Origin of the sequence: Enterobacter sp. BNK-29, assembly GCF_048684785.1 — a bacterium.
GTDB classification, from domain to species: Bacteria; Pseudomonadota; Gammaproteobacteria; order Enterobacterales; family Enterobacteriaceae; genus Enterobacter; species Enterobacter cloacae_M.
Window position 1 is genome coordinate 416,175 of record NZ_JBLQTU010000004.1, and the last position, 23,821, is coordinate 439,995.

A 23,821-nucleotide genomic window follows, 5' to 3' on the forward strand; every position below is an offset into this window, starting at 1 on the left:
TCAGGATGAATGCGATACATTTTTCCTTTGATTTTTATTGCAATGGCGAAGTAATGGACAGAAAAAGAGCAACGCTTATTGGGCTGGCGGCAATACTGCTATGGAGCACCATGGTCGGCCTTATTCGCAGCGTGAGTGAGGGACTGGGGCCGGTAGGCGGCGCGGCGATGATCTACACGCTGAGCGGATTACTGTGTCTGGTGACGGTAGGATTTCCTGATATCAGGCGGTTTTCACCCCGCTATCTTATTGCCGGCAGCATTTTATTTGTCAGCTACGAAATATGCCTGGCGCTGTCGCTGGGCTATGCCGCAACGCGATCGCAGGCGATTGAAGTGGGCATGGTCAATTACCTTTGGCCAAGCCTGACCATTGTGTTTGCCATCTTATTCAACGGGCAGAAATCGACCCTGTGGGTGATCCTCGGCTTAGCCGTCTCATTGTTGGGCGTTTGCTGGGTATTGGGCGGTGAACAGGGTTTACATCTTGATGAAATAACCCGCAATATCGTTTCCAGCCCGCTGAGCTACGCGCTGGCGTTTGCCGGGGCATTTATCTGGGCCGCCTACTGCACGGTCACCAGCAAATTTGCGAAAGGACAAAACGGCATTACGCTGTTTGTTTTGCTGACCGCGCTGAGCCTGTGGGTGAAATATTTCCTGAGCGATCAGCCCGAGATGGTGTTCACGATTCCGGTGGTCGTGAAACTCGTCATGTGCGGTATAGCGCTTGGGTTTGGTTACGCCGCATGGAATATTGGCATCCTTCACGGTAACGTCACGGTACTTGCCGCCGTATCCTATTTTACCCCTGTCCTCTCCGCCGCGCTTGCCGCCGCAGTGCTGAGTTCGCCCCTCTCATTCTCGTTCTGGCAGGGCGCGCTGATGGTCTGCGCCGGGTCGTTGCTCTGCTGGTACGCAACAAGAAAATAATGCTTCTCTAACGGCCGGGCGAATTTCAGCCCGGCAACATAATTAACATTAATTTAAAGTGTGATCGCTCCTCAGAATATTTATCATAATTATCGCATTTCCGTTTAAATTCGGTTTATATTCACCGCCTTCTGTAAACGGCAGAAAAGATAATTGACACAAACTGACAACACTATGGAATTAATTAACTGCGAATATTAACGTCATGGATAGCATTGAGTGCAATAATTCATTTCTGACGTGTTCATGGCAATATTCGCAATATACGTTGTGATTTACCCCTAACATACTGTTATTAAGTCAAAACAGTAATAACACCCCCCTCAAAGCATCGATAATACCGAAATCTAACGTAATAGACTAAAACACACAGAAATTATAGCGATAGCAATAGTCCCGCAGAACACATAATTATTAATCGTATGAAATTCGATCGCATTGTTTGAATAATCGCCTTTTGGCACGATCGAGATCACACTAATTGAAATTATCTCTAATATTTTGAAACTTATTATTGAAATAAGACTACGAGATTTTTAAAAATAGCATGCCATTGACGAGCAGCCTCGTTTAGAAATCGTTCACAGTGGTTCAGGAAATACTCAAAAAAAATTATAAGGAACATTTAAGATGAAACTTAAATTAGTTGCAGTGGCAGTCACTTCCATGCTGGCAGCAGGCGTTGTTAACGCTGCCGAAATTTACAACAAAGACGGTAACAAGCTGGATCTGTACGGTAAAGTAACAGGTCTGCACTATTTCTCTGATGACGCTGGCGCAGATGGCGATAAAACCTACATGCGTATCGGCTTCAAGGGCGAAACCCAGGTTAACGACCAGCTGTCCGGCTACGGCCAGTGGGAATATCAGATTCAGGGTAACAAAGACGAAGGCGACAACCAGTCCTGGACCCGTGTGGCGTTTGCAGGTCTGAAGTTTGCTGAAGCAGGCTCCTTTGATTACGGTCGTAACTACGGCGTAATTTACGACGTGACCTCCTGGACCGACGTCCTGCCAGAATTCGGCGGAGACACCTACGGTGCCGACAACTTCCTGCAGTCTCGTGCAAACGGCGTTGCGACCTACCGTAACCAGGACTTCTTTGGTCTGGTTGACGGCCTGAACTTTGCTCTGCAGTATCAGGGCAAAAACGGCAGCGTAAGCGGTGAAAACACCAGCGGTCGCAGCCTGCTGAACCAGAACGGCGACGGCTACGGCGCGTCCCTGACTTACGATCTGGGTGAAGGCTTCAGCGTGGGTGGCGCAATGTCCTCTTCACGTCGTACCGCTGACCAGAATGCGGCTGGCGTATACGGTGAAGGCGACCGCGCTGAAGTGTACAGCGGTGGTGTGAAATACGACGCAAACAACATTTACCTTGCTGCACAGTACTCTCAGACCTATAACGCAACCCGCTTCGGTACCTCTAACGGTAATCGCAGCGACATCTACGGTTTTGCAAACAAGGCGCAAAACTTCGAAGTTGTGGCTCAGTATCAGTTCGACTTTGGCCTGCGCCCATCCATTGCTTACCTGCAGTCTAAAGGTAAAGACATCGAGAACTTCGGCGACCAGGATCTGGTTAAATACATCGATGTTGGCACGACCTACTATTTTAACAAAAACATGTCCACCTACGTGGATTACAAAATCAACCTGCTCGACGACAACCAGTTCACTCGCCAGGCAGGCATCGGTACCGACAACATCGTTGCGCTGGGTCTGACCTACCAGTTCTAAATCTTGTCTGTACAAAAGCCAGCTGAATAAGCTGGCTTTTTTTTATCCGTCACTTTTACCCGGCTGACGGCTCCCCGCTCGCCGCCCGACGCAGCCAGTTTTGCAGCAGCTTACCGTCCTCGGTCATCTCTGAATCGGCACGCGTGCAGAGATAATAGTCGCGGCCGTCGTCAATGGGTAAGTCAAATATCTTAACCAGCTCGCCGCTCTCAAGATAAGGCGCGATCAGCGGCTCGCGCATCAGCGCGCAGCCCAGCCCAGCCTGTACGCCCGCCAGCGTCAACAGCCCGTCTTCAAACAGAGGGCCGCTGCGCCGCAGAGATCGTTTTACCCCCTGCAACTGAAACCACTGCGGCCAGCTGGTGCGCTCCTCATCATGCAGCAGCGGCATTTGCAGCAGTTGCTCAGGCGTATCGATATGCCCATGAATGCGCAAAAACGCGCGGCTGCACACCGGCACCATCTGTCCGGAAATCAGCTTTTCGCTCTGATAGCCCGCCCACTGGCCGTTACCAAAACGAATCGACATATCCGACGCATCGCTCAGATAGTTACGATGGTTGGCATACACAACGTTGATCTCGGTCTGCGGGTTGGCACGCATAAAATCAGGCAGACGCGGGATAAACCACCCCATGCCAAAAAGCGGGATCAGGCTGATGGTGACCTGACGCGTTTGTGCCTGCCCGGCCAGATGCTCCGTTGCCTGGCGCAGCACGTTAAACGCCGCACGGATCGAACGGTAATATTCACGTCCGTGCTGGCTCAGTACCAGCCTGCGCCCCTGACGTTCCGTCAGCGGCATTTGCAGATAACCTTCGAGGACCTTGAGCTGATGACTGACCGCCGACGGTGAGATATCCAGCTCCTGCGCGGCCAGCGTGACGCTGCCCAGCCGGGCGATGGCCTCAAAGGCCCGGACGGCCCGAAGCGGCGGGTCGTTTGCCAGACGGCTGTCTGCATACGCAGACAAACCTGACGATTGTTCTATTTTATTCATATGTTGATTTCTTTAGGCTTTTCACCTTAATGCGAGATTACATTATCTTTATATAAATCATAAAGATAAAACAATATCGGTTTATCATAAGAAATAATATATGTGTATTTTACAATTTAATTCATTTATCGGATGGTAGCCGCAGAAAAAAGACTTTGCGGGAACAGACGTTGGATACACTCATACAACAACTGATCAACGGTGTGATGCTGGGCAGCATTTACGCGCTGATCGCGCTGGGCTATACCATGGTGTATGGCATCTTGCGCATTATTAACTTTGCTCACGGCGATATTCTGATGGTCGGTGCGCTCACCACCCTTTCCTCCATTAACGCCCTGAACGCCACCTTCCCTCACATGCCGCTGCTGTTACAGCTTGGCGTTGCCCTGGTGATTGCCATGGCCGTTTGCGCACTGCTGGCAATGGCCGTGGAGCGCTTTGCCTATCGTCGACTGCGCAACGCCCCGCGCCTGGCACCGCTTATCTCGGGTATCGGCGTCTCGGTCCTGCTGCAAACCGTGGCGATGATTATCTGGACGCGCAACCCGCTGATGTTACCGCAGATCCTGCCCATGGAACCGATCGCCGTGACGTCAGGAAGTGAACAACATCCCCCCGCCATTGTGACCGTCACCGGCATTGTTACCGTGGCGCTGGCGCTTGCGGTGATGACCGGGCTATGGCTGCTGGTTGAATACACCCGCCTGGGCCGCGGCATGCGCGCCGTGGCGGAAAACCCGCGCGTTGCCACGCTGATGGGGGTTAACCCCAATGCCATTATTACCCTGACGTTCGCCATTGGCGGCGTGTTCGCCGCGCTGGCAGGCGTAATGATGGCCAGCAACTACGGCAACGCCAGCTTCTCGATGGGCTTTTTGCCCGGAATAAAAGCCTTTACCGCCGCCGTGCTAGGGGGCATTGGGAACATTCGTGGCGCAATGATTGGCGGGATCCTGCTCGGCATTATCGAAGCGCTGGGCGCAGGTTACCTGGGTGAACTGACCCACGGCGTCTTCGGCAGCAACTATCAGGACGTCTTTGCCTTCATGGTTCTGATTCTGGTGCTGGTCTTCCGTCCGGCAGGCCTGCTGGGCGAGCGCGTAGCGCACAGGGCGTGAGGGAAACAATGACAACGCTTCAACTACAAACCCCAGCGGCGACGCGCAAATTCTGGTCAGGCATGGTTCTGTTCTGCCTCGCGCTGCTGATTGCTCCCGTGGTGGCCACGCAGCTTGGCGGCAACTACTGGGTGCGCGTTATCGACTTCGCCCTGCTCTACATCATGCTGGCGCTGGGGCTCAATATTGTGGTCGGCTATACCGGCCTGCTGGATATGGGGTTTATAGCCTTTTACGCGGTCGGCGCCTATCTCGCCGCGCTGTTGGCCTCCCCACACCTGCTGGAAGTGTTTCCGATCCTCGGTGTCTGGTTCCCGGACGGGCTGCACACCTCATATCTGCTGATTATTCCGCTGACGGCGCTCGTCGCTGCGGTCTGCGGCATTTTACTGGGCGCTCCCACGCTGAAGCTGCGCGGGGACTACCTTGCGATAGTGACCCTCGGCTTTGGCGAAATCATCCGCATCCTGATGCGCAACCTCGACCGTCCAGTGAATATCACCAACGGTGCGAAGGGCATTACCGGGGTGGATACGCTGAATCTGTTCGGCCTGAAGTTTAGCGGCGTATACCACTGGTTAGGTTTCAAAGTGCCCGCGCTGTGGCTGTGGTACTACCTGCTGATGCTGGTGATTGTGGCGATTATTTTTGTCTGCCTGCGCCTGCAGCATTCCCGTATTGGTCGCGCGTGGCACGCCATCCGTGAAGATGAGGATGTGGCCCGCGCGATGGGCATCAACGTGCGTAACTATAAGCTGCTGGCCTTTGCGATGGGTGCCTCTTTTGGCGGCGTGGCGGGTGCCCTGTTCGGCGCGTTCCAGGGCTTTGTCTCCCCCGAATCCTTCACGTTACAGGAATCCATTGCCGTGCTGGCGATGGTGGTGCTGGGCGGGATGGGACATATTCCGGGTGTGATCCTCGGTGCGGTACTGCTTACCGCCCTGCCGGAACTGCTGCGCAGTCAGGCAGCTCCGGTTCAGCAGGCGCTGTTCGGTACGGTACTGATTGACCCGGAAGTGCTGCGTCAGCTGTTCTACGGCCTGGCGCTGGTGCTGGTCATGCTGGTGCGTCCTGCCGGGATCTGGCCGGTACGCCACAAGGAGGTGAATACATGAGTCTGTTAACCGTACGCAACATGTCCAAACGTTTCGGCGGGCTTACCGCCGTGGATGACGTTTCGATCGCCGTGAACAAAGGCGAGATCTACGGCCTGATTGGTCCTAACGGGGCGGGAAAAACCACCTGTTTTAACCTGATCACCGGGCTTTATCCGGCGGACAGCGGTGAATTTTCCATTGCCGACAAGCCCTATTTCCCAAAGCACATTGAGAAAGTCACCGCCGCCGGGATCGCACGCACCTTCCAGAATGTGCGCCTCTTTAACGACATGTCGGTGCTGGAAAACGTGATGGTGGGCCGCCACGTGCGCACCCGTAACGGCCTGTGGGCCGCGCTGAGCCGCCACAAACGCGCTCGCGAAGAAGAGAAACAGACCCGGGAGCTGGCCTGGCACTGGCTGGAGTACACCGGCATTGCGAAGTTCGCCCACTACCGCGCCTGCGATCTGGCCTATGGTCATCAGCGCCGTCTGGAGATTGCCCGCGCGCTGGCAACGGATCCGCTGCTGCTGGCGCTGGACGAACCCGCCGCCGGGATGAACGCAGCGGAAAAAGTGGCGCTCGGCGAGCTGCTCATCCGCTTGCGCGATGACGGCAAAACCCTGCTGATGATTGAACATGACGTCAAGCTGGTGATGGGCATCTGCGATCGCCTGACGGTGCTTGATTACGGCAAAACGCTCGCCAGCGGCACGCCGGAGAGCGTGCGTCGCGACCCGGCAGTGATCGCCGCCTGGCTTGGAGGCAACGCCCATGTCTGAATTACTGAAGATTGAACGTGTGGACGTGCATTACGGCGGCATTCAGGCCGTACGCGATGTCTCATTTACCCTGCACGAGGGCGAACAGGCTACGCTGATCGGTGCTAACGGCGCGGGGAAAAGCTCCACCGTACGCGCCATTACCGGGCTGGAAAACTTTAGCGGCCGTATTGAATTCAACGGTAAATCGGTCCGTAAGCACAGGCCCGAAACCCTGCTCCGTGACGGACTGGTGATGGTCCCGGAAGGCCGGGGGATCTTCTCCCGAATGACGGTGCTGGAAAACCTGCAGATGGGCGCCTGGCTCAGGCGTGACACTGTCACCGTTAAGCGCGAGATGAACGAGATCTTCGAGCGCTTCCCGCGCCTGGGAGAACGCCAGCATCAGCTCGCTGGCCTGCTTTCCGGCGGAGAACAACAGCTGCTGGCCCTTAACCGCGCCCTGCTCAGCCGCCCGCGACTGCTGATCCTCGACGAACCCTCGATGGGCCTTGCCCCGAAGATGGTCGAAAACATTTTTGCCGTCATTGCCGGCCTGCGCGAGCGCGGCGTTGCCCTGCTGCTCATCGAACAAAACGCCCGTCTCGCGCTGGAGGTGACCGACAGCGCGTGGGTGATGGACAGCGGCAGCATCGTCCATCACGGCGAATCGAAAGCGCTGCTCAATGACGACCAGATTGCACAAATTTATTTGGGCGAAATGCCCGTTTAACAACACCAGCCAACATCAGGGAAATACAATGAAAACAGTAAAAATCAGTGCGCTCAGCGCCGCTATTCTGCTCAGCAGCGTTGCCTCTACCGGAGCCTGGGCCGCCGACGGTGAAACCGTGGTTATCGGCCTGGCAGGCCCGCTCACCGGCCCGTCTGCCCGTATCGGTAAGGATCTGGAGAACGGTGCGCAGCTGGCCATTGACGACATTAACAAGCAGCACCCGACCATCGGCGGCAAAGCGGTGACCTTCAAACTGCAGTCCGAAGACGATCAGTCCGACCCGCGCACCGCCGTGGCCGTGGCGCAGCGTCTGGTGGATAGCGGCGTGGCGGGCGTTGTCGGTCACTGGAACACCGGAACAAGCATTCCTGCCGCACGTATCTATCACGATGCGGGCATCGCACAGGTGGCACCGGTCGCGACCGGTCACGCCTATACCAAACAGGGTTTTGATACCAGCTTCCGCGTGATGGGCCACGACGACGACGGCGGTCAGCTAGCCGGCCAGTACGCGGTTAATACGCTGAAAGCCAAACGCATTGCGGTGATCGACGACCGCACCGCATTTGGTCAGGGTCTGGCGGACCAGTTTATTAAATCGCTTGAAGCGCAGGGCGTGAAGATTGTCGATCGTCAGTACGTTGATGACAAAACGGTGGATTTCAGCGCCGTGCTGACCGCCATCCGCAGTAAAAACGCCGATCTGATCTTCTTCGGCGGCGTCGACAGCCAGGCCGCACCGCTGGCGCGTCGTATCAAACAGCTGGGCATGAACGCCACCCTGATGGGCGCAGGCGGATTTGTCAGCCAGACGTTCCTGCAGCTGGCGCAGAAAGAAGGCGAAGGCGTGGTCGCGCTGGAGCCGGGTCTGCCCGTTGACCAGATGCCGGGCGGTAAAGCGTTCGAGCAGGCGTACCAGTCACGGTACCACACCCATATCGAACTGCACGCCCCGTTCGCCTATGACGCCACCCGCGTGCTGGTTGCGGCGATGGAAAAAGCAAACTCCGTTGAGCCGTCCGACTATCTGCCCGCCCTGCGCGCCATCAGCTACTCCGGCGTCACCGGACAGATCGCGTTTGATAAAGAAGGTAACCTGAAATCGCCGTCCTTCACCGTTTACAAAGTTGTCGACGGTAAATGGCAGCCGCAGACCGTGCTGGGTGGCGCAAAAGCGAAGTAACGCAGCGAGGGCAATGTGATGAGTGATAATAACGAGCTGGGCATTCTCGCCCGCCGCAAAATTGAAGCAGAAATTATAAAGCCAATTTATGAAATCCTGGTGCGCGAGATAGGGAAAACCCGCGCCCAGGCGGTCATTGGCGAGGCCATTGAGCAGGCCGCGATTGACGCAGGCAAAGCGTTTGCCAGCAAAGAACCCAACGGCACGGACGTCAAGAGCTTCATCGCCCTGCAGTATCTGTGGGAAAAAGATAACGCCCTGGACGTGAAGGTGATCGACGCCGACGACCAGCAGTACAACTACAACGTGACCCGCTGCCGCTACGCGGAGATGTATCACGAAATGGGGCTGGGCGAGATTGGTCATCTGCTCTCCTGCGCGCGCGATGAAAAATTCATCGTTGGCTATGCGCCGGACGTAAAGCTGACCCGCACGACCACCATCATGCAGGGCGGTTCGTGCTGTGATTTCCGCTACCGCAGCAGTAAGGACAAGCCATGATCCGCGTCAACGCCGCACGGCTGTGGTCAACGCTTGAGATGATGGCGCAGATCGGCGGCACGCTCGCCGGCGGCGTGACCCGTCTGGCGCTGAGCGAGGAAGATCGTATTGCGCGTAACCTGCTGCGCGACTGGGCGCTGGACGCGGGTTTCACCTGCGAGGTCGACAGCATGGGCGATATGTTTATCCGTCGCGCGGGGAAAAACCCGCAGCTTGCCCCGGTCATGACGGGTTCACATGTGGATACCCAGCCGCTGGGCGGTAACTACGACGGGGTTTACGGCGTGCTGGCCGGGCTGGAGCTGCTGCGAACCCTTAACGACCATAACGTTGAGACTGAACGTGACGTTGTGCTGGTGAACTGGACTAACGAAGAAGGCGCGCGCTTTGCGCCGGCCATGCTCTCTTCAGGGGTCTGGACGGGACAGTTTAGCGAAGCGTACGCGCATGCCCGCGCGGATAACGAAGGCACTACCGTGGGCGAAGCGCTGGAGAGCATTGGCTACCGGGGTGAAACCCCTGCCCGTGCGTTTCCCGTTCACGCCTGCTACGAACTGCACATCGAACAGGGCCCGATCCTGGAAGATGAAGCCATCGATATCGGGTTAGTCCGCGCGGCAATGGGCCAGCGCTGGTTTACCCTGACGCTGGACGGATTCGCCGCCCACGCGGGCACGACGCCGATGCACAGCCGCCGCGACGCGCTGACCGCCTTCGCAGAGCTGGCGCTGAAGGTGGAAGAGATTGGCTACCGGCATGCGCCGGACGGACGCGCGACGATCGGTATGGCGAAGGTTACGCCAAACTCGCGCAACGTTGTGCCGTCTCGCGTGGAATGCAGCGTTGAGTTTCGCCACCCTATGCAGCAGGCGCTGGAAGCCATGGAAGCGGCGCTGCATAAGGTTGCTGAAAGCCTCAGTCTGCGCGGCGTCGCTGCTGCCGTTGAGCGCATTTTTGACTACGCGCCCATCGCGTTTGATGCCGAATGCCTGGCGCGTTCGGAGAAGGCCGTGGCGGAACTGGGCTATTCGTCGAAACCGATGGTCTCCGGGGCGGGACACGACGCCTGCTATGTCAGCAAAATTGCGCCCGCCAGCATGATCTTTATCCCCTGCGTGAAAGGCATCAGCCATAACGAAGCGGAGAGGATCCTGCCGGAGTGGGCGGAAAAAGGGGCGAACGTGTTATTGCATAGCGTTCTGTCCGCGGCCCTGGAGAGATAGAACGGTGCGAAAGCAGAGGACATCTGCTTTCGCCAGAATCTAAACGGCAACGCGTCGGCTGATTTCGACAACCCGATCGCTGGGAAGGTGATAGTGGTTGATGACGTGCGTGCAGTTGCGCTTCATGAACGCAAAGATGTGCCGTTGCCAGGCCGCCATTCCTGCCTCACCTTCGCCTGCCACAATGGTTTCATGCCCGACATACCAGGTGGCGTCATCCGTGGCAAACAGCGCGTTAATCTCGCTGACACCCTGCAGCAAACGCGGGATGTCTGGGTGTTCCATAAAGCCATACTGCGCCACGCCGTGCCAGTAGCCCGGCGCGCGCTGCTCTACCCTGATGCGTTGTTCTTCCCCCACGTAGGGCACATTCAGAATATCAATGGTAAGCGACAACACGTCCTGCTGTAGCGCCCGGTTTCGCGCGACGTGCCAGCGCATGACCGGCGGAATATTGTTCTGTGTCCGGGTCAAAAAGACGGCGGAGCCCGCCACTCTGGGCACCGTTTTTTGCTGAAGCTGGGCAAAGAACGCATCCACGCTGACGCCCTTCTCGCCCACCGATGCGGATACCGCCTTAACGCCGCGGTGCCAGATCAGCATCACCGTACAAATAGCGGCGGCCATCAGCAGCGGAATATAGCCGCCCTCCAGGACCTTAATCAGATTGGCAAACAAGAAGGTGGCATCAATCACCAGGAAGCAGAGGGCAATCACCGCGCTGCTGGTCAGGCTCCAGCGCCACACTTCGCGCATTGCCACAAACAGCAGCCCCGTGGTCATCAGCATGGTTAACGACACGGCAATGCCGTACGCGGCGGCGAGCTTATCGGAGGATTTAAAGAACACCACCAGACCGATGGTCACCCCCATCAGCAGCCAGTTGATTATCCCGATATAAATCTGGCCGTAGCTTTCCGCCGCCGTCTGCTTGATGCGTAATCGGGGTAACCAGCCAAGCTGAATAGCCTGGCGCGTCATGGAAAAAGCGCCGGTGATAATCGCCTGACTGGCGATGATCGTCGCCAGCGCGGCAAGAACGATGAGCGGAACCTGGAGCACAGGCGGACAGAGCGTGTAGAAAAGGTTTTGCTTGCTGTCGGCACCGGCCAGAATCAGCGCTGACTGGCCGGCATAGTTGAGCAGCAGCGAAGGAAAGACGATGCCGTACCAGGCAAGCCAGATGGGCTTTTTGCCAAAATGCCCCATGTCTGCATACAGGGCCTCGGCACCCGTCACGCAGAGAAAAACGCCGCCCAGGACCAGAAAACTGGTGTACCCATTCGAAAACAAAAACGCGATGCCGTACGCAGGGTTGAGGGCCAGCAATACCAAGGGATGTTGAACGATCCCTCGCACGCCCAGCGCAGCAATCGCCAAAAACCAAACCGCCATAACCGGGCCAAATATTTTCCCTATGCGAGCGGTACCAAAAGGCTGAAGAAGAAACAGCGCCAGCAGAACCGCCACCGTCAGGGGTAATATGTACGGCTGAGATTCAGGAATGACCATCTCCAGCCCTTCAAGGGCAGAAAGCACGGAGATAGCCGGGGTTATCGCGCCGTCACCGTAAATTAATGCGGCACCGATAAGGGCGGAAAAAATAACCCAGCGCCCGCCTTTGCCTTTCTCCACCAGAAGCGACATCAGGGCCATGATGCCGCCCTCGCCATGATTATCAATTCGCATGGCGAAGGCGGCATATTTTATGGACGTTACCAGGATGAGTGTCCAGGTAATCAGGGAGAGCAGGCCCAGGATGACGCCGGGCGTCGGGTCATGCTCAGAGAGCGACAGCACCGTGCGGAAGGTATAGAGCGGGCTGGTGCCGATATCACCAAAAACGACGCCCAGCGCGCCCCCTGCAAGCAGGGTTAACCGGGAGAGCGGTTGGGACGGTTCACTGCTGTGGCGAGGGCTCATATTTTCCAGCAAGAGTCAGATAATCCTATAAAAAACATAGCCCATCTGCCCCACCCGCGCCAACCGCGCGCCCTGTATTACTGCGGCTTGGCCTTCGCCAGGCTAAACCAGATCCCCACAGCCAACAGCAGCAGCATTCCGCCCGCGCTGCCCAGCGCCACGCTGTGCGAAGTGATAAACGCGCTTTTTGCCGCCTCAATCACCGACTCCGCCAGCGTCGGGGTCAGATCCTGCGCCACCTTCATCGCCTCACCAATGGATGACGAGGCTTTATCTGCGAGCGAGGCGTTCAGCCCCTGCGGCAGGTCAATCGACGCCGAGAAGCTGCGGGTCAACAGCAGACCAAAGATGGCGATCCCCAGCCCGGCGCCCAGTTCATAGGACATGGTTTCAATCGCCCCTGCCGCGGCGGCTTTCTCTTTCGGCGCAGCGGCCATAATCGCCGAGGTCGAGGCCAGCAGCGCGCTGGCGGCGCTGAAGCCGAGCAGAACCATCAGGGCAGAAGCCAGCAGCTGCTGCGTGCTGAAGTCGAGCATCGACAGGCCGATAAAGCTGACGGCGCTGAGCCCCATTCCGCCAGCCGCCACAATGCGCAGACCGAGACGTCCCACCAGCACACCCGCGATCGGGCCGCTAAACCCGCTCGCCACCATCAGCGGCAGCATGAACATTCCCGCTTCAAACGGCGTAAAACCATGAACAAACTGCAGCTCCTGGGCCATCAGCAGCTCAAACCCGACCAGGGCAATCATGGCGGTCATCGCCATCACCACGCCGCTCAAAATGATGCGATGGCAGAACAGACGCATGTCGATCATCGGCACGCGGGCGCGGAGCTGAATACGCACGAAGATAAACAGCAGCACCGAGCCGGTCACCAGCGCGGACGCGACCACCCACGGCGACAGGACGCCTTTTAGCGCGGTTTTCGCACTGTAGACCAGCAGCAAAATCGCCACAATCAGCATGATGGCATGGCTAATATTCAGCGGCTGCTCCGGGCGGCCCTGCTGAGGAGGCACAAAACGTGCGGCCAGCGAAACCACCACCAGCACGATCGGCACGTTGATTAAAAACACCGAGCCCCAGTAGAAATGCTCGAGCAGCATACCGCCAATCAGCGGGCCAAACGCCGCGCCACCGGAGCCCACCGCTGCCCAGACGCCGAGCGCAATATTACGATCCCGCGCGTCGATAAACAGCGTGCGGATCCCAGCCAGCGTGGCCGGAATAATCATCGCCGCGCCGATTGCCAGCGAGGCGCGCGCCGCAATCAGCCACACTGCTGACGGGGCAAATGCTGCCGCCAGCGACGACAGGCCAAACAGCGTGCTGCCAATCATGAGCAGTCGTTTAAAACCAATGCGGTCACCCAGGGCGCCCATCGGCAGCACCATTCCCGCCATCACCAGCGAGTAAATATCGATGATCCACAGCAATTCATTGCCGCTGGCGCCCAGCATCATGCTCAATGTCGGCGCCGCCACGTGCAGCACCGTCGCGTCGATCGCCACCGGGATATACACCAGCACGATAATCACTAACGCTAACCACTGACGAAACATAAATTTCCTTTTCTTTTAAAACATGGACACATGTCCAGGATGCGATCCTACGTAAAGTTGAACACATGTCCAGCTTTTTGTTACACTCGTTTCATTCCCATTGAGAGTGAGTAAATATGCGATATCTGAGCAAGGATGAACGGCGGGAAGCCATCTTACAGGCCGCCATGCGAGTGGCGCTGGTTGAAGGACTGGCTGCAATGACGGTACGCCGTATTGCCGCCGAGGCCGGAGTCGCCACCGGCCAGGTGCATCATCATTTTACGTCCGGCGGCGAACTCAAATCGCTGGCCTTCGTACGGCTAATTCGCGAGCTGCTGGATGCGGATGTCGCGGGTAAACAGGCCGGCTGGCGGGAACAGCTTCATGCCATGCTCGGCAGCGATGACGGGAGGTTTGAACCCTATATTCGCCTGTGGCGTGAGGCGCAGATCCTGGCCAGCCGCGATGCCGATATCAAAGGCGCCTATGTGATGACCATGGAGATGTGGCACCAGGAAACGGTGGTGATTATTCGGGGAGGAGCTGAAGCCGGGGCCTTTACGCTCACTGACCGGCCGGAAAATATTGCCTGGCGCTTGATAGGCCTGGTATGTGGCCTGGATGGGATTACGGTATTGAATATGCCAGAAATGGACGACGCGGCATTTAATAAGCATCTCGATAAGCTTATTTCACTCGAGTTATTTTAATACTCCAAACGGAATATTATTCTTTATAAAATTTATAATTAGTGCGAGCACTGCCTCAAGCCAGGCAGCGTGGCTTCCTCCCCGAGCGGTGCCATAGACAACGGCATCGTGCCGATCGTTCTTATCTTCCCCTTCACCCGCCTGGTGCGCGTGTGGAACGCGCCGCTGACTGTGTCGGGTGGCGGCTTCGCCTTACCCGACCTACGTTCGAACCCTGTAGCCCGGTAAGCCGTAGCCGCCCCCCGGGCTATAAGGTCAGAACGGAGTGCTTCCGCTTATGATTGAAACAATTAACATGAGGAGCAAAACCGCAGCGATAACACCAAAAGCCAGTAACGCCGCATGAAAAGCGATCGTGGCCCCGGAAAAAAAGAGTGCCCCACTCACGGTCCATTTGTTCTCTTTACGCAGGCCACTAATGAAAGCAAGTCCCAACGCCATCACAGATAACATTATTCCGCTAGCGATCAGTAACCGGTCAATATCTACCGGTTCCTTTTTCTTCTCAACGGTCGGCTGCTCTCCTTTTATACCAGCCATTATTCCTTTTTTTACCGCCGAAACCTTTTCAGCCACAACAACTTCAAGCGCTGTCGACTTTGAAGAAAACGGACCGAGGGTGAACTGAGCTAATGAGAGAAGCAGTGCAATAACCCCGAGCAACATCCCCACTGAACTGAATTTATTCCGAATCAAGATTTCCATATCAGTATACCTTTGATATTGTCGGGTGGCGGCTACGCCTTACCCGACCTACGTACGAGCCCTTGTAGGCCCGGTAAGGCGTAGCCGTCACCGGGCTATTTTCCTGCCTGCGGATGCGTATCAAACCCTGCCATCACCGCCGTCAATTCTGACAGTGTAAAGCCATGCTTGGGATCGTCAACCCCAAGCCCAAAGCGTTCCTGCATCAGCTGGTAAAGCGCCTCAGCATCCGGCAGATGGATCTGCTCTTCTGCATGACCGTTCTGCCAGTGGGTAAAGTTGAAGTTGGTTAGCGTCAGCTTGCCGCCGTCCGGCAGATGGCGACACATCAACAGATGATGACGAAAATGCGACTGCGGCCAGTGCGCCGACCAGAAATTCCCCATCACGTAATCGCTGAAAAACTGCGTCGTCAGGTCAAACTGGTACATCGACTGCCAGTGCTCGTGGTGACGGAACTGCAGCACCCAGTCGTTCCCCTCGCTCAGCAGACGATACAGCCCGTGAGGCGTCTCCTGTTCTTCATTAGCGAGCAGCCGAATCGGCGCCGTCAGCGTCTGGCCGCCAAAGCCAACATCGGCAATCCAGCGCTCACCGTTAAGCTCAACCAGCAGCAGACGGTGCGTGCGCGGCGGCATTTGCGGCGGATTCGCTAATACCACGCGCCCCAGCACGCTACGCACCGTAAACCCGACTTCACGCAGGACGCGCTCGAACAGGCCGTTTTGCTCAAAGCAGTACCCTCCGCGACGTGCGGTGACCAGCTTATCGACCAGGCACCGATCGTCAAGCTGGATTTGGCGAGGAAGAACAACATCAATATTCTCAAAAGGGATCGCACAGTTGTGATGTAAATGCAGCGCGCGCAGGGTATCGATATCCACCCGCGTCGGTTGCGCCCAGCCGATGCGGGCAAAATAGGCGGTCAGAAATGGGGACATACATCAGTTTCCTTTGATTGAGATGTTCTGTTTATAAACTAATTTTACGCATCCACTTTGATTTACGTGCTTTTTCGTCATACTCATCGGTGTAGATGAGGAGATCCTATGAGCCACTTTCGCCCTGTTGAATTACGTCATGCCAGCCGTCTGCTGAACCACGGCCCTACTGTGCTTATCACCAGTCGGGATGAAAGCCTCGACAGACGCAACGTGATGGCCGCCGCATGGTCAATGCCCGTTGAGTTTGAACCGCCGCGCATCGCAATAGTCGTGGATAAAAGTACCTGGTCGCGCGAGCTGATTGAGCGCAGCGGAAAATTTGGCATCGTCATCCCCGGCGTGGCAGCGGCCAACTGGACTTATGCGGTAGGTAGCGTCAGCGGGCGCGATGAAGACAAATTTAACTGCTACGGGATCCCGGTCGTGAACGGTCCTGAACTTGGCCTGCCGGTGATAGAAGAAAAATGTCTGGCGTGGATGGAGTGTCGGTTATTACCCGTCACCTCAGCGGCAGAAAAATACGATACGCTGTTTGGGGAAGTGGTTTCAGCGGCAGCCGATGAACGCGCGTTTATCGCCGGGCGCTGGCAGTTTGACGGGGATAAGCTGAATACCCTGCATCATCTTGGGGCCGGGACGTTTGTCGCGATCGGGAAGATGGTGAAGGCGCTGGATTGATTTACTTAATCATATCCTACTGAATTATATTAAACTTCTATGGCATTTTATGTTTACCATTGCGTTTTAAAACGGAGGATATTTCCGGAGTTGCTGCATTAGCATTCGCGCGTTAAGGAAATATCAATGACATGGAATAAAGATGGCGCAATCTCGTATGCCAAATCACACGCCCAACCGAAGAGCACGGGTTATTGTGCTCACTACGTCACCGAAGCGATCAGAACGGGTGGAAGATTAAAAATCCCCAATACGCGTCTGGCAAAAGACATGGGGCGGACATTGGTCAATGCTGGATTCCGCCTGGTATACGATCAACCTCATGCCGGTGACATAGCCGTTATCCAGAATATTGCGGGCCACGATAGCGGGCACGTTTGCATATATGATGGTCAGCAGTGGATCAGCGATTTTGTACAACGCTCTCTGTATCCAGGACAGGCTTACCGAAACATACAGCCTCATTACGTGCTGTTCAGGCATGAATAATGAAAACACTCTTCTTTTTACTTTTCGCCCTGTCTCCATTCGCTGTCGCAGATAACATTTATGCACCGGGCCAGGCGGCGCTTAAATTCAATCAATGGTATATCGCGCAGTTAGATCAGAACAAACCGCCCGTACTCAATCCGGACATTATGAATGATTACGTTGCCGCAGAGACTATCGTAGCAATTAGAGAAATGTACTCTGGCGACAGTAACGAAAAAGACATGCCAGATGCGGATATGTTCATCAAATCGCAGGATTGGGATGAAGACTGGAATCAGATAACCGTCTTACATTCTGATTTTGATGCCGTTTGCACAAACGTCTATATCGCGTTTGGTAAGAAACAAGATCACGTTGTAGCAGATTGTCTCGTCCAGGAAAAAGGCGTATGGAAAGTTCGCTCGGCCACGCTGATAAAGTAACAATGTGATATGAAAGGAAACGCCCTCTGTTGCAGAGGAAAAAGCACACGGTAGCCCAGCGGCTACCGCGTGCAATTAATTAACTCTTCGCACGTCGTGAAATAATCTCATCCGCAACATTCCGCGGGGCTTCCGCAAAATGATGGAACTCCATCGTATACGTCGCGCGTCCCTGGGACATCGAGCGCAATGTCGTGGCATAACCAAACATCTCTGCCAGCGGCACGTCAGCGCGAATAATCTGGCTTCCGTACTGCTCTGCCATTCCCTGCACCATGCCGCGCCGGGAGGAGAGATCGCCCATGATGTTGCCAGCGTACTCTTCCGGCGTTTCCACCTCCACGTGCATGATCGGCTCGAGAATCACCGGATCCGCCCTGCGGGCGCCCTCTTTGAAGCCGAGGATCGCCGCCATGCGGAACGCCATCTCCGAGGAGTCGACGTCGTGATACGAGCCAAACGTCAGCGTCGCTTTAACATCAACGACCGGATAGCCCGCCAGCACGCCGCTGTTCATCGCTTCCCGCAGCCCTTTCTCAACGGACGGGATGTACTCGCGCGGCACAACGCCGCCCTTGGTGGCATCTTCAAATTTAAAGCCACTTCCAGGCTCCAGCGGCTCCAGGCTCAGCACCACATGGCCGTACTGCCCTTTACCGCCGGACTGACGAACAAATTTACCTTCGATATCCTTCACCGTTTTACGCAGTGTTTCACGGTAGGTTACCTGTGGGCGGCCAATGTTCGCCTCGACGCCAAACTCACGCTTCATTCGGTCGACGATAATCTCAAGATGTAGTTCACCCATCCCGGAGATAATGGTCTGCCCGGACTCTTCGTCAGTATGCAGGCGGAAAGAGGGATCTTCCGCCGCCAGACGCTGCAGCGCGATCCCCATTTTCTCCTGATCGCCTTTGGTTTTCGGCTCGATCGCCAGCGAGATAACCGGGTCCGGGAACTCCATGCGTTCAAGCGTGATCACTGCATTCGGATCGGTGAGCGTGTCGCCGGTGGTCACATCCTTCAGCCCAACGCAGGCCGCGATGTCTCCCGCGCGCAGTTCGTCCACCTCGTGGCGATCGTTGGCATGCATCAGCACGATACGCCCGATACGCTCTTTCTTCCCTTTCACCGGGTTGTACACCGCGTCGCCTTTGCGCAGCACGCCAGAGTAAACGCGAATAAAGGTCAGTTGACCGACGTACGGGTCGCTCATCAGCTTGAACGCCAGGGCCGAGAACGGCTCATCATCGCTCGGATGACGCTCCGCGTGCTGCCCTTTTTCATCCACGCCATCAATGGCCGGCACGTCCAGCGGCGACGGCATGAGCTCAATGACCGCATCGAGCATGCGCTGCACGCCTTTATTTTTGAAAGCGCTGCCGCACAGCATCGGCTGAATTTCACCCGAGATGGTGCGAATACGCAGCCCTTTGATAATTTCCGCTTCCGTCAGGTCGCCCGTTTCCAGGTACTTATCCATCAGTTCATCGCTGGCTTCCGCCGCCGCAGAGACCATTTTTTCCCGCCATTCCTTGGCGGTACTGACCAAATCGTCCGGCACGGGCGCATAGGTGAACACCATGCCCTGCGTCGCGTCGTCCCACAGAATGGTGCGCATCTTGATGAGATCCACCACGCCGGTGAAATGATCTTCTGCGCCCACCGGGATGACAATCGGCACCGGATTGGCCTTCAGGCGCTCCTGCATCATCCGTACGACGCGGAAAAAATCGGCACCCGGACGGTCCATTTTATTGACGAAGGCCAGACGCGGAACGTGATATTTATTGGCCTGACGCCAGACGGTTTCCGACTGCGGCTGCACGCCTCCCACGGAGTCATACACCATAACGGCGCCGTCGAGTACGCGCATGGAACGTTCCACCTCAATGGTGAAATCCACGTGCCCCGGGGTGTCAATGATGTTAATCCGGTGCGGCTCATAGCCTCTGTCCATACCAGGCCAGAAGCAGCTGACGGCCGCGGAGGTGATCGTGATCCCGCGCTCTTGCTCCTGCGCCATCCAGTCAGTGGTTGCCGCGCCATCGTGTACTTCACCCAGCTTGTGGCTCATCCCGGTATAAAACAGGATGCGCTCAGTGGTAGTGGTTTTACCGGCATCGATATGCGCGGAGATACCGATGTTGCGATAACGTTCGAGAGGGATGGGTCGGGGCATGATATTTCCTTAGTCACTATGACTTGTCTGTGACGACCAGGATGGTCGTGCATTCGTTCGTTTGCTATAATAGTCCTATTGTACGAGTATTATCGAACTATTTTTTAACGGTTGACCTATTGTTGATATAGCTCAATCTGACGCCAAACGCAGGAAAACGATGATCCCAAACCACCCTGAAACTGAACAAATACTGCTGGAAAATGTGCTGTTTGCCCTCGGAAATCCGCTCCGGCTGTCGATCATACGCCGGCTGGCCGATGGCAGCGAACTCAGCTGTAACGCGCTGCGCCCGGAGGATGTAGTAAAGTCGACAATGACGCACCACTGGCGCGTACTGCGCGACAGCGGTGTTATCTGGCAGCGCCCGCAGGGGCGGGAGAACATGATTTCGTTACGCCGAGACGATCTGGATGCCCGTTTTCCAGGGCTGATGGAGATACTGCTGCAGGTTAAATAATTTCAGTCCCTTCCAGGCGATAGACCGGGATCCGCCGGGTAGTTTTGGTGAGCGTATCAAACACCTCGGCGTCGGACGTCACGATCCTCATCCCTGTTTTGCGTAATCTCTGCACATCGGCCGCGATGCGCTGAATGCCAAACCAGAAAAGCCCGTCGAGTGCCGTTACCGCTAACCCATTTTCCAGCGCCAGCTTAAGTCGTTCGCGGGGGGCTTTAACCTGCTGAGCAATTTGCCTGTAAGGTAATTCATTACATCCCGTCGCGTCACTGCGCTGGATCCGCGTTTTCAGCTGATAGGTAAACTCGTCGGGTATTCCGTCCAGATCTCTTTTCAGGCTATAGACGCAGCCAAAGCGCTTGCCGTTAAACAGAACATTTTTCTGACTGAGCTGAAGCTCTTTTCTGACAACGTCTATGAGCTGGGGCGCACGGGTAAGGAGCAGCCTGAAGGGCAGCTCGAAGCTGGTGACGTAATCCACATTAAGCAGCGCGAGGCGCAGCCGCTCCTCAGCACCGGACTGTTGCTCACGACACTCCTCCATCACCTCTGCCCACTGGCGCGTCAGGCGCTCCGGCTCGGCGGCTTCGGTAAGGAGATATTTTTCAATCTGATAATCAACTCTTCCGGTCATCGTGTGGTATCCCGTCGCTGTGGATGCGGTAATTCTATACAGCGCGGTGAGTTTTATAAAGGACTGAACCGCAGCGGCAACCTGAAAATGTCGTTGCGATTCAGCATCCTGACGTTTCGGATCAGTGCGCCATAATCCAGCCCATCAGCAGCGTGGCGAAAATCACCGTCGACGCGCCGCCGATGCGGGTGGCAATCTGCGCGAACGGCATGAGCGACATCCGGTTAGACGCGGACAAAATGGCCACGTCCCCCGTTCCGCCCAGCCCGCTGTGGCAGCAGGTCACAATGGCCGCTTCCACAGGATACATATTCAGACGCGACGCGATAAAGTAGCCGCTCAGCGCCATCGCAATCACGACCGAACCGCATACCACCACGTATCCCACCGAGAAGACCGACACCACACTCTCAAGCGGCACGTATAACATCCCGAGGCCGATCATCAGCGGCCAGACCAGCGCAGCCGAGACGAATTTATAGCAGCTGTGCGCGCCCTGCTCCATTGAGGCCGGGATCACCCTGAAGTATTTACACAGAACGGCAATCAGGATCATCAGCACCGGGCCGGGAATGTGGACTAGTTTTTCAAACAATCCGCCGACGATGAAAAACGCGCACACCATCAGCAATCCGCCCCCCATCAGATGAAAATCCGTCTGCTGCGTGCTTTGCGCCCCGGCAAACAGGCTGGCGTCGTCTTTACTCCGCGTAAGCATGCCATTTCCCGAAAGCGCAGGACGTTTCGCGCCGAGACGCGCCAGCGAGCCCGCACAAATAATGGCAAAGATATTCCCGACGACCGCAGCGGGTGCCAGCTGCGCAACGTAGACGTCCGGCGTTTGCCCCAGTATTGCCGAATAGGCCAGGGACAGCGGCAAAATCCCCTCGCCGATCCCGCCGCCGATGATGGGCACAATGATGAAGAAGAAGGTGTGGTAAGGCGTATAACCAAACAGTGAGCCCACAATGAGGCCGCTCAGCACGGCCATGCATGTCCCCGCCACCAGCGGTACAAACATGCGCATCATCCCCTGAATCAGCAGCACCCGGTTCATCCCCAGAATGCTGCCGACCACCAGGCAGGCGATGACGAAATAGAGCAGGTTCGCCTCTTTCATCAGCAGATGCACGGTATCAAGGGTATGTTTCCCGAATACGCCAAAATAGACCAGCACGGAGGGCACCATCAGGCACAGGATCGCCGGGCCGCCGATATCCTTCAGCACCGGAATTTGACGCCCCACTTTGGCAAAGGCGAAACCGAGGGTCATGATGACCGCGAGTCCACCTATCATATTTTTCGGCAGCAGCCCTGCCCAGGCGGACGTCGCCACAATCGCGGCAATCCCGACGAACAGCATCAACGGGACCGTGCCCACCTCGGTATTGTTGAGCCCAAAGGCAAAACGCGAGGTCGACAGTTCAGAAGTCGGTACAGGATTATCTTTCATATAATCACCTGAATTTGTGTTCGGATAAACAGAGAAAGGAATAACTGAAACTATTCCTGATACGAATAAATGTTCTTAAATATAAATAAAGACTTAGATGGCCTTTTCTAAAAACAGGCTCACGATGAAATTATCACGGGCCTGCGGGTAGAAATGTGAACAATCTGGCTCTTTGCTTTTAAATAACTTAATTCAGCATTAAGTAACTAAAGTTATTTATAACGGCTAACACTGATTTTTTGCGTCTTATCAAGATTTGACGGAAGTATTACTTATCCAACTAATGCAATCTTTTTGAAATTAATAAAACCAGAGAGAGTGTGACCCTTGTCACTCCTGCCCCTCTTTCTAAGCGCTAGATTAGCGCTGCAATAAAACACATAAAATACCCTACAGGAAATACTATGCCTTCATTACTATTACAGTCACTGTTTCCGCTCGTCTTTATAATGTTACTTGGATGGCTAAGTGGAAAGCTGGGATATTCCCGGCGTGAAGATGCAAACGTCATGGCAACCGTGGTGATTCGTTTCGCCCTTCCTTTCCATCTTTTTATCGGTGCATTGCATACCGATCCCAATAAAATTAAGAACCTGACCTTTATGGCCGTTTTAGTTGTCGGTTTAATGGGGTCGTATTTACTGACGCTATTTATTTCGCGCTACGTTTTTCGCCACGATATCAAAACCAGCGCCATTCAGTCTCTGGTTTGCGCCTTTCCCGATATGGCCTACTTTGGCGCACCGGTCCTGGCGGTCTTGATTGGGCCGGAAGGATTTATCGGCGTGCTGATTGGCAATATTATTACCAGCGTTATCATGATCCCTCTGACTATCGTCCTGATTCGTATGGGTGATAAAAACGGTCAAGATGGCCTGGAGGCGCTGCACCCGGGCGCGATGATCGTGCAAAACCTCATCAAGGCGGCACGCAATCCTATCGTCTGGATCCCGGTCTCCGGCGTATTGCTCAGTCTGGCCGGCGTGCAGATACCGTCCATTCTCAGCATGCCCATCGAAATGGTTGGCAAAGTTTCAGGCGGGCTGTCCCTGTTTGCCCTCGGCCTGCTGTTTTACGGTGAGCGTCCAAAACTGAACGTGCAGACGTTTACCAATATCAGTATTAAAAACCTTATTCAGCCGGCAATGATGGCCGCCGCGGGGATCGCCTTTGGCCTGAGCCATACCTTACTGCAGCAGGTCGTTATTATTGGCGCAACGCCTTCCGCTATTGCCGCGGGGATGTTTGCCTTACGCAGCGATACCTATATTGATACCGCATCCTCTTCCATATTAATTGGCACTGCCGTCGGGGTCGTGACCGAAGGCATTATGATCTATTTTATTTCTTAATCCGCTTTATATAAAAAAATCAGGA

At 55.5% G+C, this 23,821-nt stretch carries 23 protein-coding genes; 15 read left to right on the forward strand and 8 right to left on the reverse strand.

Going from position 1 to position 23,821, the window contains the following annotated elements; translation table 11 throughout:
• Positions 1-53: 53 nt before the first annotated feature.
• Complete coding sequence (yddG, locus tag ACMGGX_RS21600; RefSeq protein WP_420298974.1) at positions 54-932, forward strand: aromatic amino acid DMT transporter YddG; 879 nt, start codon at positions 54-56, stop codon at positions 930-932.
• 630 nt (positions 933-1,562) lie between these two features.
• Positions 1,563-2,672 (forward strand): porin OmpC, encoded by a 1,110-nt coding sequence (locus ACMGGX_RS21605; protein WP_033145646.1) that lies wholly within the window; start codon positions 1,563-1,565, stop codon positions 2,670-2,672.
• A gap of 55 nt (positions 2,673-2,727) precedes the next feature.
• On the opposite strand, the gene ACMGGX_RS21610 is transcribed toward ACMGGX_RS21605, so the two are convergent.
• Positions 2,728-3,672, reverse strand: coding sequence for a LysR substrate-binding domain-containing protein (locus tag ACMGGX_RS21610; RefSeq protein WP_420298975.1), 945 nt, complete (start codon positions 3,670-3,672; stop codon positions 2,728-2,730).
• A 170-nt stretch (positions 3,673-3,842) separates the two neighbouring features.
• Between ACMGGX_RS21610 and ACMGGX_RS21615 the strand changes: the two genes are divergently transcribed.
• From ACMGGX_RS21615 to ACMGGX_RS21645, 7 genes are read left to right on the forward strand one after another with little or no spacing between them, the layout of a single operon-like run.
• Entirely contained in the window at positions 3,843-4,793 is a 951-nt protein-coding gene (locus ACMGGX_RS21615; RefSeq protein ID WP_420298976.1) for a branched-chain amino acid ABC transporter permease, read from the forward strand.
• Positions 4,794-4,801: 8 nt separating this feature from the next.
• Positions 4,802-5,908, forward strand: coding sequence for a branched-chain amino acid ABC transporter permease (locus tag ACMGGX_RS21620; RefSeq protein ID WP_420298977.1), 1,107 nt, complete (start codon positions 4,802-4,804; stop codon positions 5,906-5,908).
• On the forward strand, positions 5,905-6,672 hold the full coding sequence (locus tag ACMGGX_RS21625) for an ABC transporter ATP-binding protein (RefSeq protein WP_039262838.1): 768 nt from the start codon (positions 5,905-5,907) through the stop codon (positions 6,670-6,672). Before ACMGGX_RS21620 ends, ACMGGX_RS21625 begins: the two co-directional genes overlap by 4 nt.
• A complete protein-coding gene (locus ACMGGX_RS21630; RefSeq protein ID WP_420298978.1) occupies positions 6,665-7,384 on the forward strand; it encodes an ABC transporter ATP-binding protein in 720 nt (239 codons plus the stop codon). Before ACMGGX_RS21625 ends, ACMGGX_RS21630 begins: the two co-directional genes overlap by 8 nt.
• Positions 7,385-7,412: 28 nt before the next feature.
• A complete protein-coding gene (locus tag ACMGGX_RS21635) occupies positions 7,413-8,570 on the forward strand; it encodes a branched-chain amino acid ABC transporter substrate-binding protein (RefSeq protein ID WP_420298979.1) in 1,158 nt (385 codons plus the stop codon).
• 18 nt (positions 8,571-8,588) lie between these two features.
• Positions 8,589-9,071 (forward strand): L-2-amino-thiazoline-4-carboxylic acid hydrolase, encoded by a 483-nt coding sequence (locus ACMGGX_RS21640; protein ID WP_045354104.1) that lies wholly within the window; start codon positions 8,589-8,591, stop codon positions 9,069-9,071.
• Positions 9,068-10,294: a Zn-dependent hydrolase gene (locus ACMGGX_RS21645; RefSeq protein ID WP_420298980.1), complete on the forward strand. Its 1,227-nt coding sequence runs from the start codon at positions 9,068-9,070 to the stop codon at positions 10,292-10,294. The genes ACMGGX_RS21640 and ACMGGX_RS21645 overlap by 4 nt, the downstream gene beginning before the upstream one ends.
• Before the next feature lie 39 nt (positions 10,295-10,333).
• On the opposite strand, the gene ACMGGX_RS21650 is transcribed toward ACMGGX_RS21645, so the two are convergent.
• The gene (locus ACMGGX_RS21650) at positions 10,334-12,217 is read right to left on the reverse strand and encodes a potassium transporter Kup (protein ID WP_420298981.1); all 1,884 of its coding nucleotides are present in this window, start codon (positions 12,215-12,217) and stop codon (positions 10,334-10,336) included.
• Between the two features lie 77 nt (positions 12,218-12,294).
• Positions 12,295-13,782 carry an MFS transporter gene (locus ACMGGX_RS21655; RefSeq protein ID WP_420298982.1) on the reverse strand — a complete coding sequence of 496 codons (1,488 nt, stop codon included), beginning with the start codon at positions 13,780-13,782 and terminating at the stop codon, positions 12,295-12,297.
• A gap of 116 nt (positions 13,783-13,898) precedes the next feature.
• Here ACMGGX_RS21655 and ACMGGX_RS21660 point away from each other — a divergent pair, with 116 nt between their 5' ends.
• Positions 13,899-14,474: a TetR family transcriptional regulator gene (locus tag ACMGGX_RS21660; RefSeq protein ID WP_420298983.1), complete on the forward strand. Its 576-nt coding sequence runs from the start codon at positions 13,899-13,901 to the stop codon at positions 14,472-14,474.
• Positions 14,475-14,729: 255 nt separating this feature from the next.
• Here the strand turns inward: ACMGGX_RS21660 and ACMGGX_RS21665 are convergent, their stop codons facing one another.
• Both ACMGGX_RS21665 and nhoA read right to left on the reverse strand, forming a co-directional pair.
• Positions 14,730-15,179, reverse strand: a complete 450-nt coding sequence (locus ACMGGX_RS21665) for a hypothetical protein (RefSeq protein ID WP_126795524.1) — start codon at positions 15,177-15,179, stop codon at positions 14,730-14,732.
• A gap of 95 nt (positions 15,180-15,274) precedes the next feature.
• Positions 15,275-16,120: an N-hydroxyarylamine O-acetyltransferase gene (nhoA, locus tag ACMGGX_RS21670; RefSeq protein ID WP_420298984.1), complete on the reverse strand. Its 846-nt coding sequence runs from the start codon at positions 16,118-16,120 to the stop codon at positions 15,275-15,277.
• Between the two features lie 108 nt (positions 16,121-16,228).
• Here nhoA and ACMGGX_RS21675 point away from each other — a divergent pair, with 108 nt between their 5' ends.
• The 3 genes from ACMGGX_RS21675 (at position 16,229) to ACMGGX_RS21685 (ending at position 17,715) form a co-directional block, all read left to right on the forward strand.
• Positions 16,229-16,801, forward strand: a complete 573-nt coding sequence (locus ACMGGX_RS21675; protein ID WP_420298985.1) for a flavin reductase family protein — start codon at positions 16,229-16,231, stop codon at positions 16,799-16,801.
• Positions 16,802-16,927: 126 nt separating this feature from the next.
• Positions 16,928-17,290 carry a CHAP domain-containing protein gene (locus ACMGGX_RS21680; RefSeq protein ID WP_420298986.1) on the forward strand — a complete coding sequence of 121 codons (363 nt, stop codon included), beginning with the start codon at positions 16,928-16,930 and terminating at the stop codon, positions 17,288-17,290.
• Positions 17,290-17,715: a DUF3828 domain-containing protein gene (locus ACMGGX_RS21685; protein WP_420298987.1), complete on the forward strand. Its 426-nt coding sequence runs from the start codon at positions 17,290-17,292 to the stop codon at positions 17,713-17,715. The genes ACMGGX_RS21680 and ACMGGX_RS21685 overlap by 1 nt, the downstream gene beginning before the upstream one ends.
• A 79-nt stretch (positions 17,716-17,794) precedes the next feature.
• On the opposite strand, the gene fusA is transcribed toward ACMGGX_RS21685, so the two are convergent.
• On the reverse strand, positions 17,795-19,897 hold the full coding sequence (gene fusA / locus ACMGGX_RS21690) for an elongation factor G (protein ID WP_348561215.1): 2,103 nt from the start codon (positions 19,895-19,897) through the stop codon (positions 17,795-17,797).
• Between the two features lie 160 nt (positions 19,898-20,057).
• On the opposite strand from fusA, the gene ACMGGX_RS21695 reads away from it, so the two are divergent.
• Positions 20,058-20,357 carry an ArsR/SmtB family transcription factor gene (locus ACMGGX_RS21695; RefSeq protein ID WP_029741089.1) on the forward strand — a complete coding sequence of 100 codons (300 nt, stop codon included), beginning with the start codon at positions 20,058-20,060 and terminating at the stop codon, positions 20,355-20,357.
• Here the strand turns inward: ACMGGX_RS21695 and ACMGGX_RS21700 are convergent.
• Together ACMGGX_RS21700 and ACMGGX_RS21705 are read right to left on the reverse strand one after the other, a co-directional pair.
• Positions 20,350-20,991: a DNA-binding protein gene (locus ACMGGX_RS21700; protein ID WP_348561216.1), complete on the reverse strand. Its 642-nt coding sequence runs from the start codon at positions 20,989-20,991 to the stop codon at positions 20,350-20,352. The genes ACMGGX_RS21695 and ACMGGX_RS21700 overlap by 8 nt on opposite strands.
• Before the next feature lie 121 nt (positions 20,992-21,112).
• Positions 21,113-22,444 carry a 2-hydroxycarboxylate transporter family protein gene (locus ACMGGX_RS21705; protein ID WP_033145663.1) on the reverse strand — a complete coding sequence of 444 codons (1,332 nt, stop codon included), beginning with the start codon at positions 22,442-22,444 and terminating at the stop codon, positions 21,113-21,115.
• 404 nt (positions 22,445-22,848) lie between these two features.
• Between ACMGGX_RS21705 and ACMGGX_RS21710 the strand changes: the two genes are divergently transcribed.
• Positions 22,849-23,796: an AEC family transporter gene (locus tag ACMGGX_RS21710; RefSeq protein WP_023311961.1), complete on the forward strand. Its 948-nt coding sequence runs from the start codon at positions 22,849-22,851 to the stop codon at positions 23,794-23,796.
• Positions 23,797-23,821: the final 25 nt, after the last annotated feature.

Bases quoted from the DNA above. Each gene is read 5' to 3' on its own strand.
- ACMGGX_RS21700 (WP_348561216.1), bottom strand. From the start codon at position 20,991: ATGACCGGAAGAGTTGATTATCAGATTGAAAAATATCTCCTTACCGAA.
- ACMGGX_RS21610 (WP_420298975.1), bottom strand. From the start codon at position 3,672: ATGAATAAAATAGAACAATCGTCAGGTTTGTCTGCGTATGCAGACAGC.
- ACMGGX_RS21620 (WP_420298977.1), top strand. From the start codon at position 4,802: ATGACAACGCTTCAACTACAAACCCCAGCGGCGACGCGCAAATTCTGG.
- nhoA (WP_420298984.1), bottom strand. From the start codon at position 16,120: ATGTCCCCATTTCTGACCGCCTATTTTGCCCGCATCGGCTGGGCGCAA.
- ACMGGX_RS21655 (WP_420298982.1), bottom strand. From the start codon at position 13,782: ATGTTTCGTCAGTGGTTAGCGTTAGTGATTATCGTGCTGGTGTATATC.
- ACMGGX_RS21675 (WP_420298985.1), top strand. From the start codon at position 16,229: ATGAGCCACTTTCGCCCTGTTGAATTACGTCATGCCAGCCGTCTGCTG.
- ACMGGX_RS21645 (WP_420298980.1), top strand. From the start codon at position 9,068: ATGATCCGCGTCAACGCCGCACGGCTGTGGTCAACGCTTGAGATGATG.
- fusA (WP_348561215.1), bottom strand. From the start codon at position 19,897: ATGCCCCGACCCATCCCTCTCGAACGTTATCGCAACATCGGTATCTCC.
- ACMGGX_RS21605 (WP_033145646.1), top strand. From the start codon at position 1,563: ATGAAACTTAAATTAGTTGCAGTGGCAGTCACTTCCATGCTGGCAGCA.
- ACMGGX_RS21695 (WP_029741089.1), top strand. From the start codon at position 20,058: ATGATCCCAAACCACCCTGAAACTGAACAAATACTGCTGGAAAATGTG.
- ACMGGX_RS21630 (WP_420298978.1), top strand. From the start codon at position 6,665: ATGTCTGAATTACTGAAGATTGAACGTGTGGACGTGCATTACGGCGGC.
- ACMGGX_RS21625 (WP_039262838.1), top strand. From the start codon at position 5,905: ATGAGTCTGTTAACCGTACGCAACATGTCCAAACGTTTCGGCGGGCTT.
- yddG (WP_420298974.1), top strand. From the start codon at position 54: ATGGACAGAAAAAGAGCAACGCTTATTGGGCTGGCGGCAATACTGCTA.
- ACMGGX_RS21680 (WP_420298986.1), top strand. From the start codon at position 16,928: ATGACATGGAATAAAGATGGCGCAATCTCGTATGCCAAATCACACGCC.
- ACMGGX_RS21665 (WP_126795524.1), bottom strand. From the start codon at position 15,179: ATGGAAATCTTGATTCGGAATAAATTCAGTTCAGTGGGGATGTTGCTC.
- ACMGGX_RS21635 (WP_420298979.1), top strand. From the start codon at position 7,413: ATGAAAACAGTAAAAATCAGTGCGCTCAGCGCCGCTATTCTGCTCAGC.
- ACMGGX_RS21710 (WP_023311961.1), top strand. From the start codon at position 22,849: ATGCCTTCATTACTATTACAGTCACTGTTTCCGCTCGTCTTTATAATG.
- ACMGGX_RS21640 (WP_045354104.1), top strand. From the start codon at position 8,589: ATGAGTGATAATAACGAGCTGGGCATTCTCGCCCGCCGCAAAATTGAA.
- ACMGGX_RS21685 (WP_420298987.1), top strand. From the start codon at position 17,290: ATGAAAACACTCTTCTTTTTACTTTTCGCCCTGTCTCCATTCGCTGTC.
- ACMGGX_RS21705 (WP_033145663.1), bottom strand. From the start codon at position 22,444: ATGAAAGATAATCCTGTACCGACTTCTGAACTGTCGACCTCGCGTTTT.
- ACMGGX_RS21660 (WP_420298983.1), top strand. From the start codon at position 13,899: ATGCGATATCTGAGCAAGGATGAACGGCGGGAAGCCATCTTACAGGCC.
- ACMGGX_RS21650 (WP_420298981.1), bottom strand. From the start codon at position 12,217: ATGAGCCCTCGCCACAGCAGTGAACCGTCCCAACCGCTCTCCCGGTTA.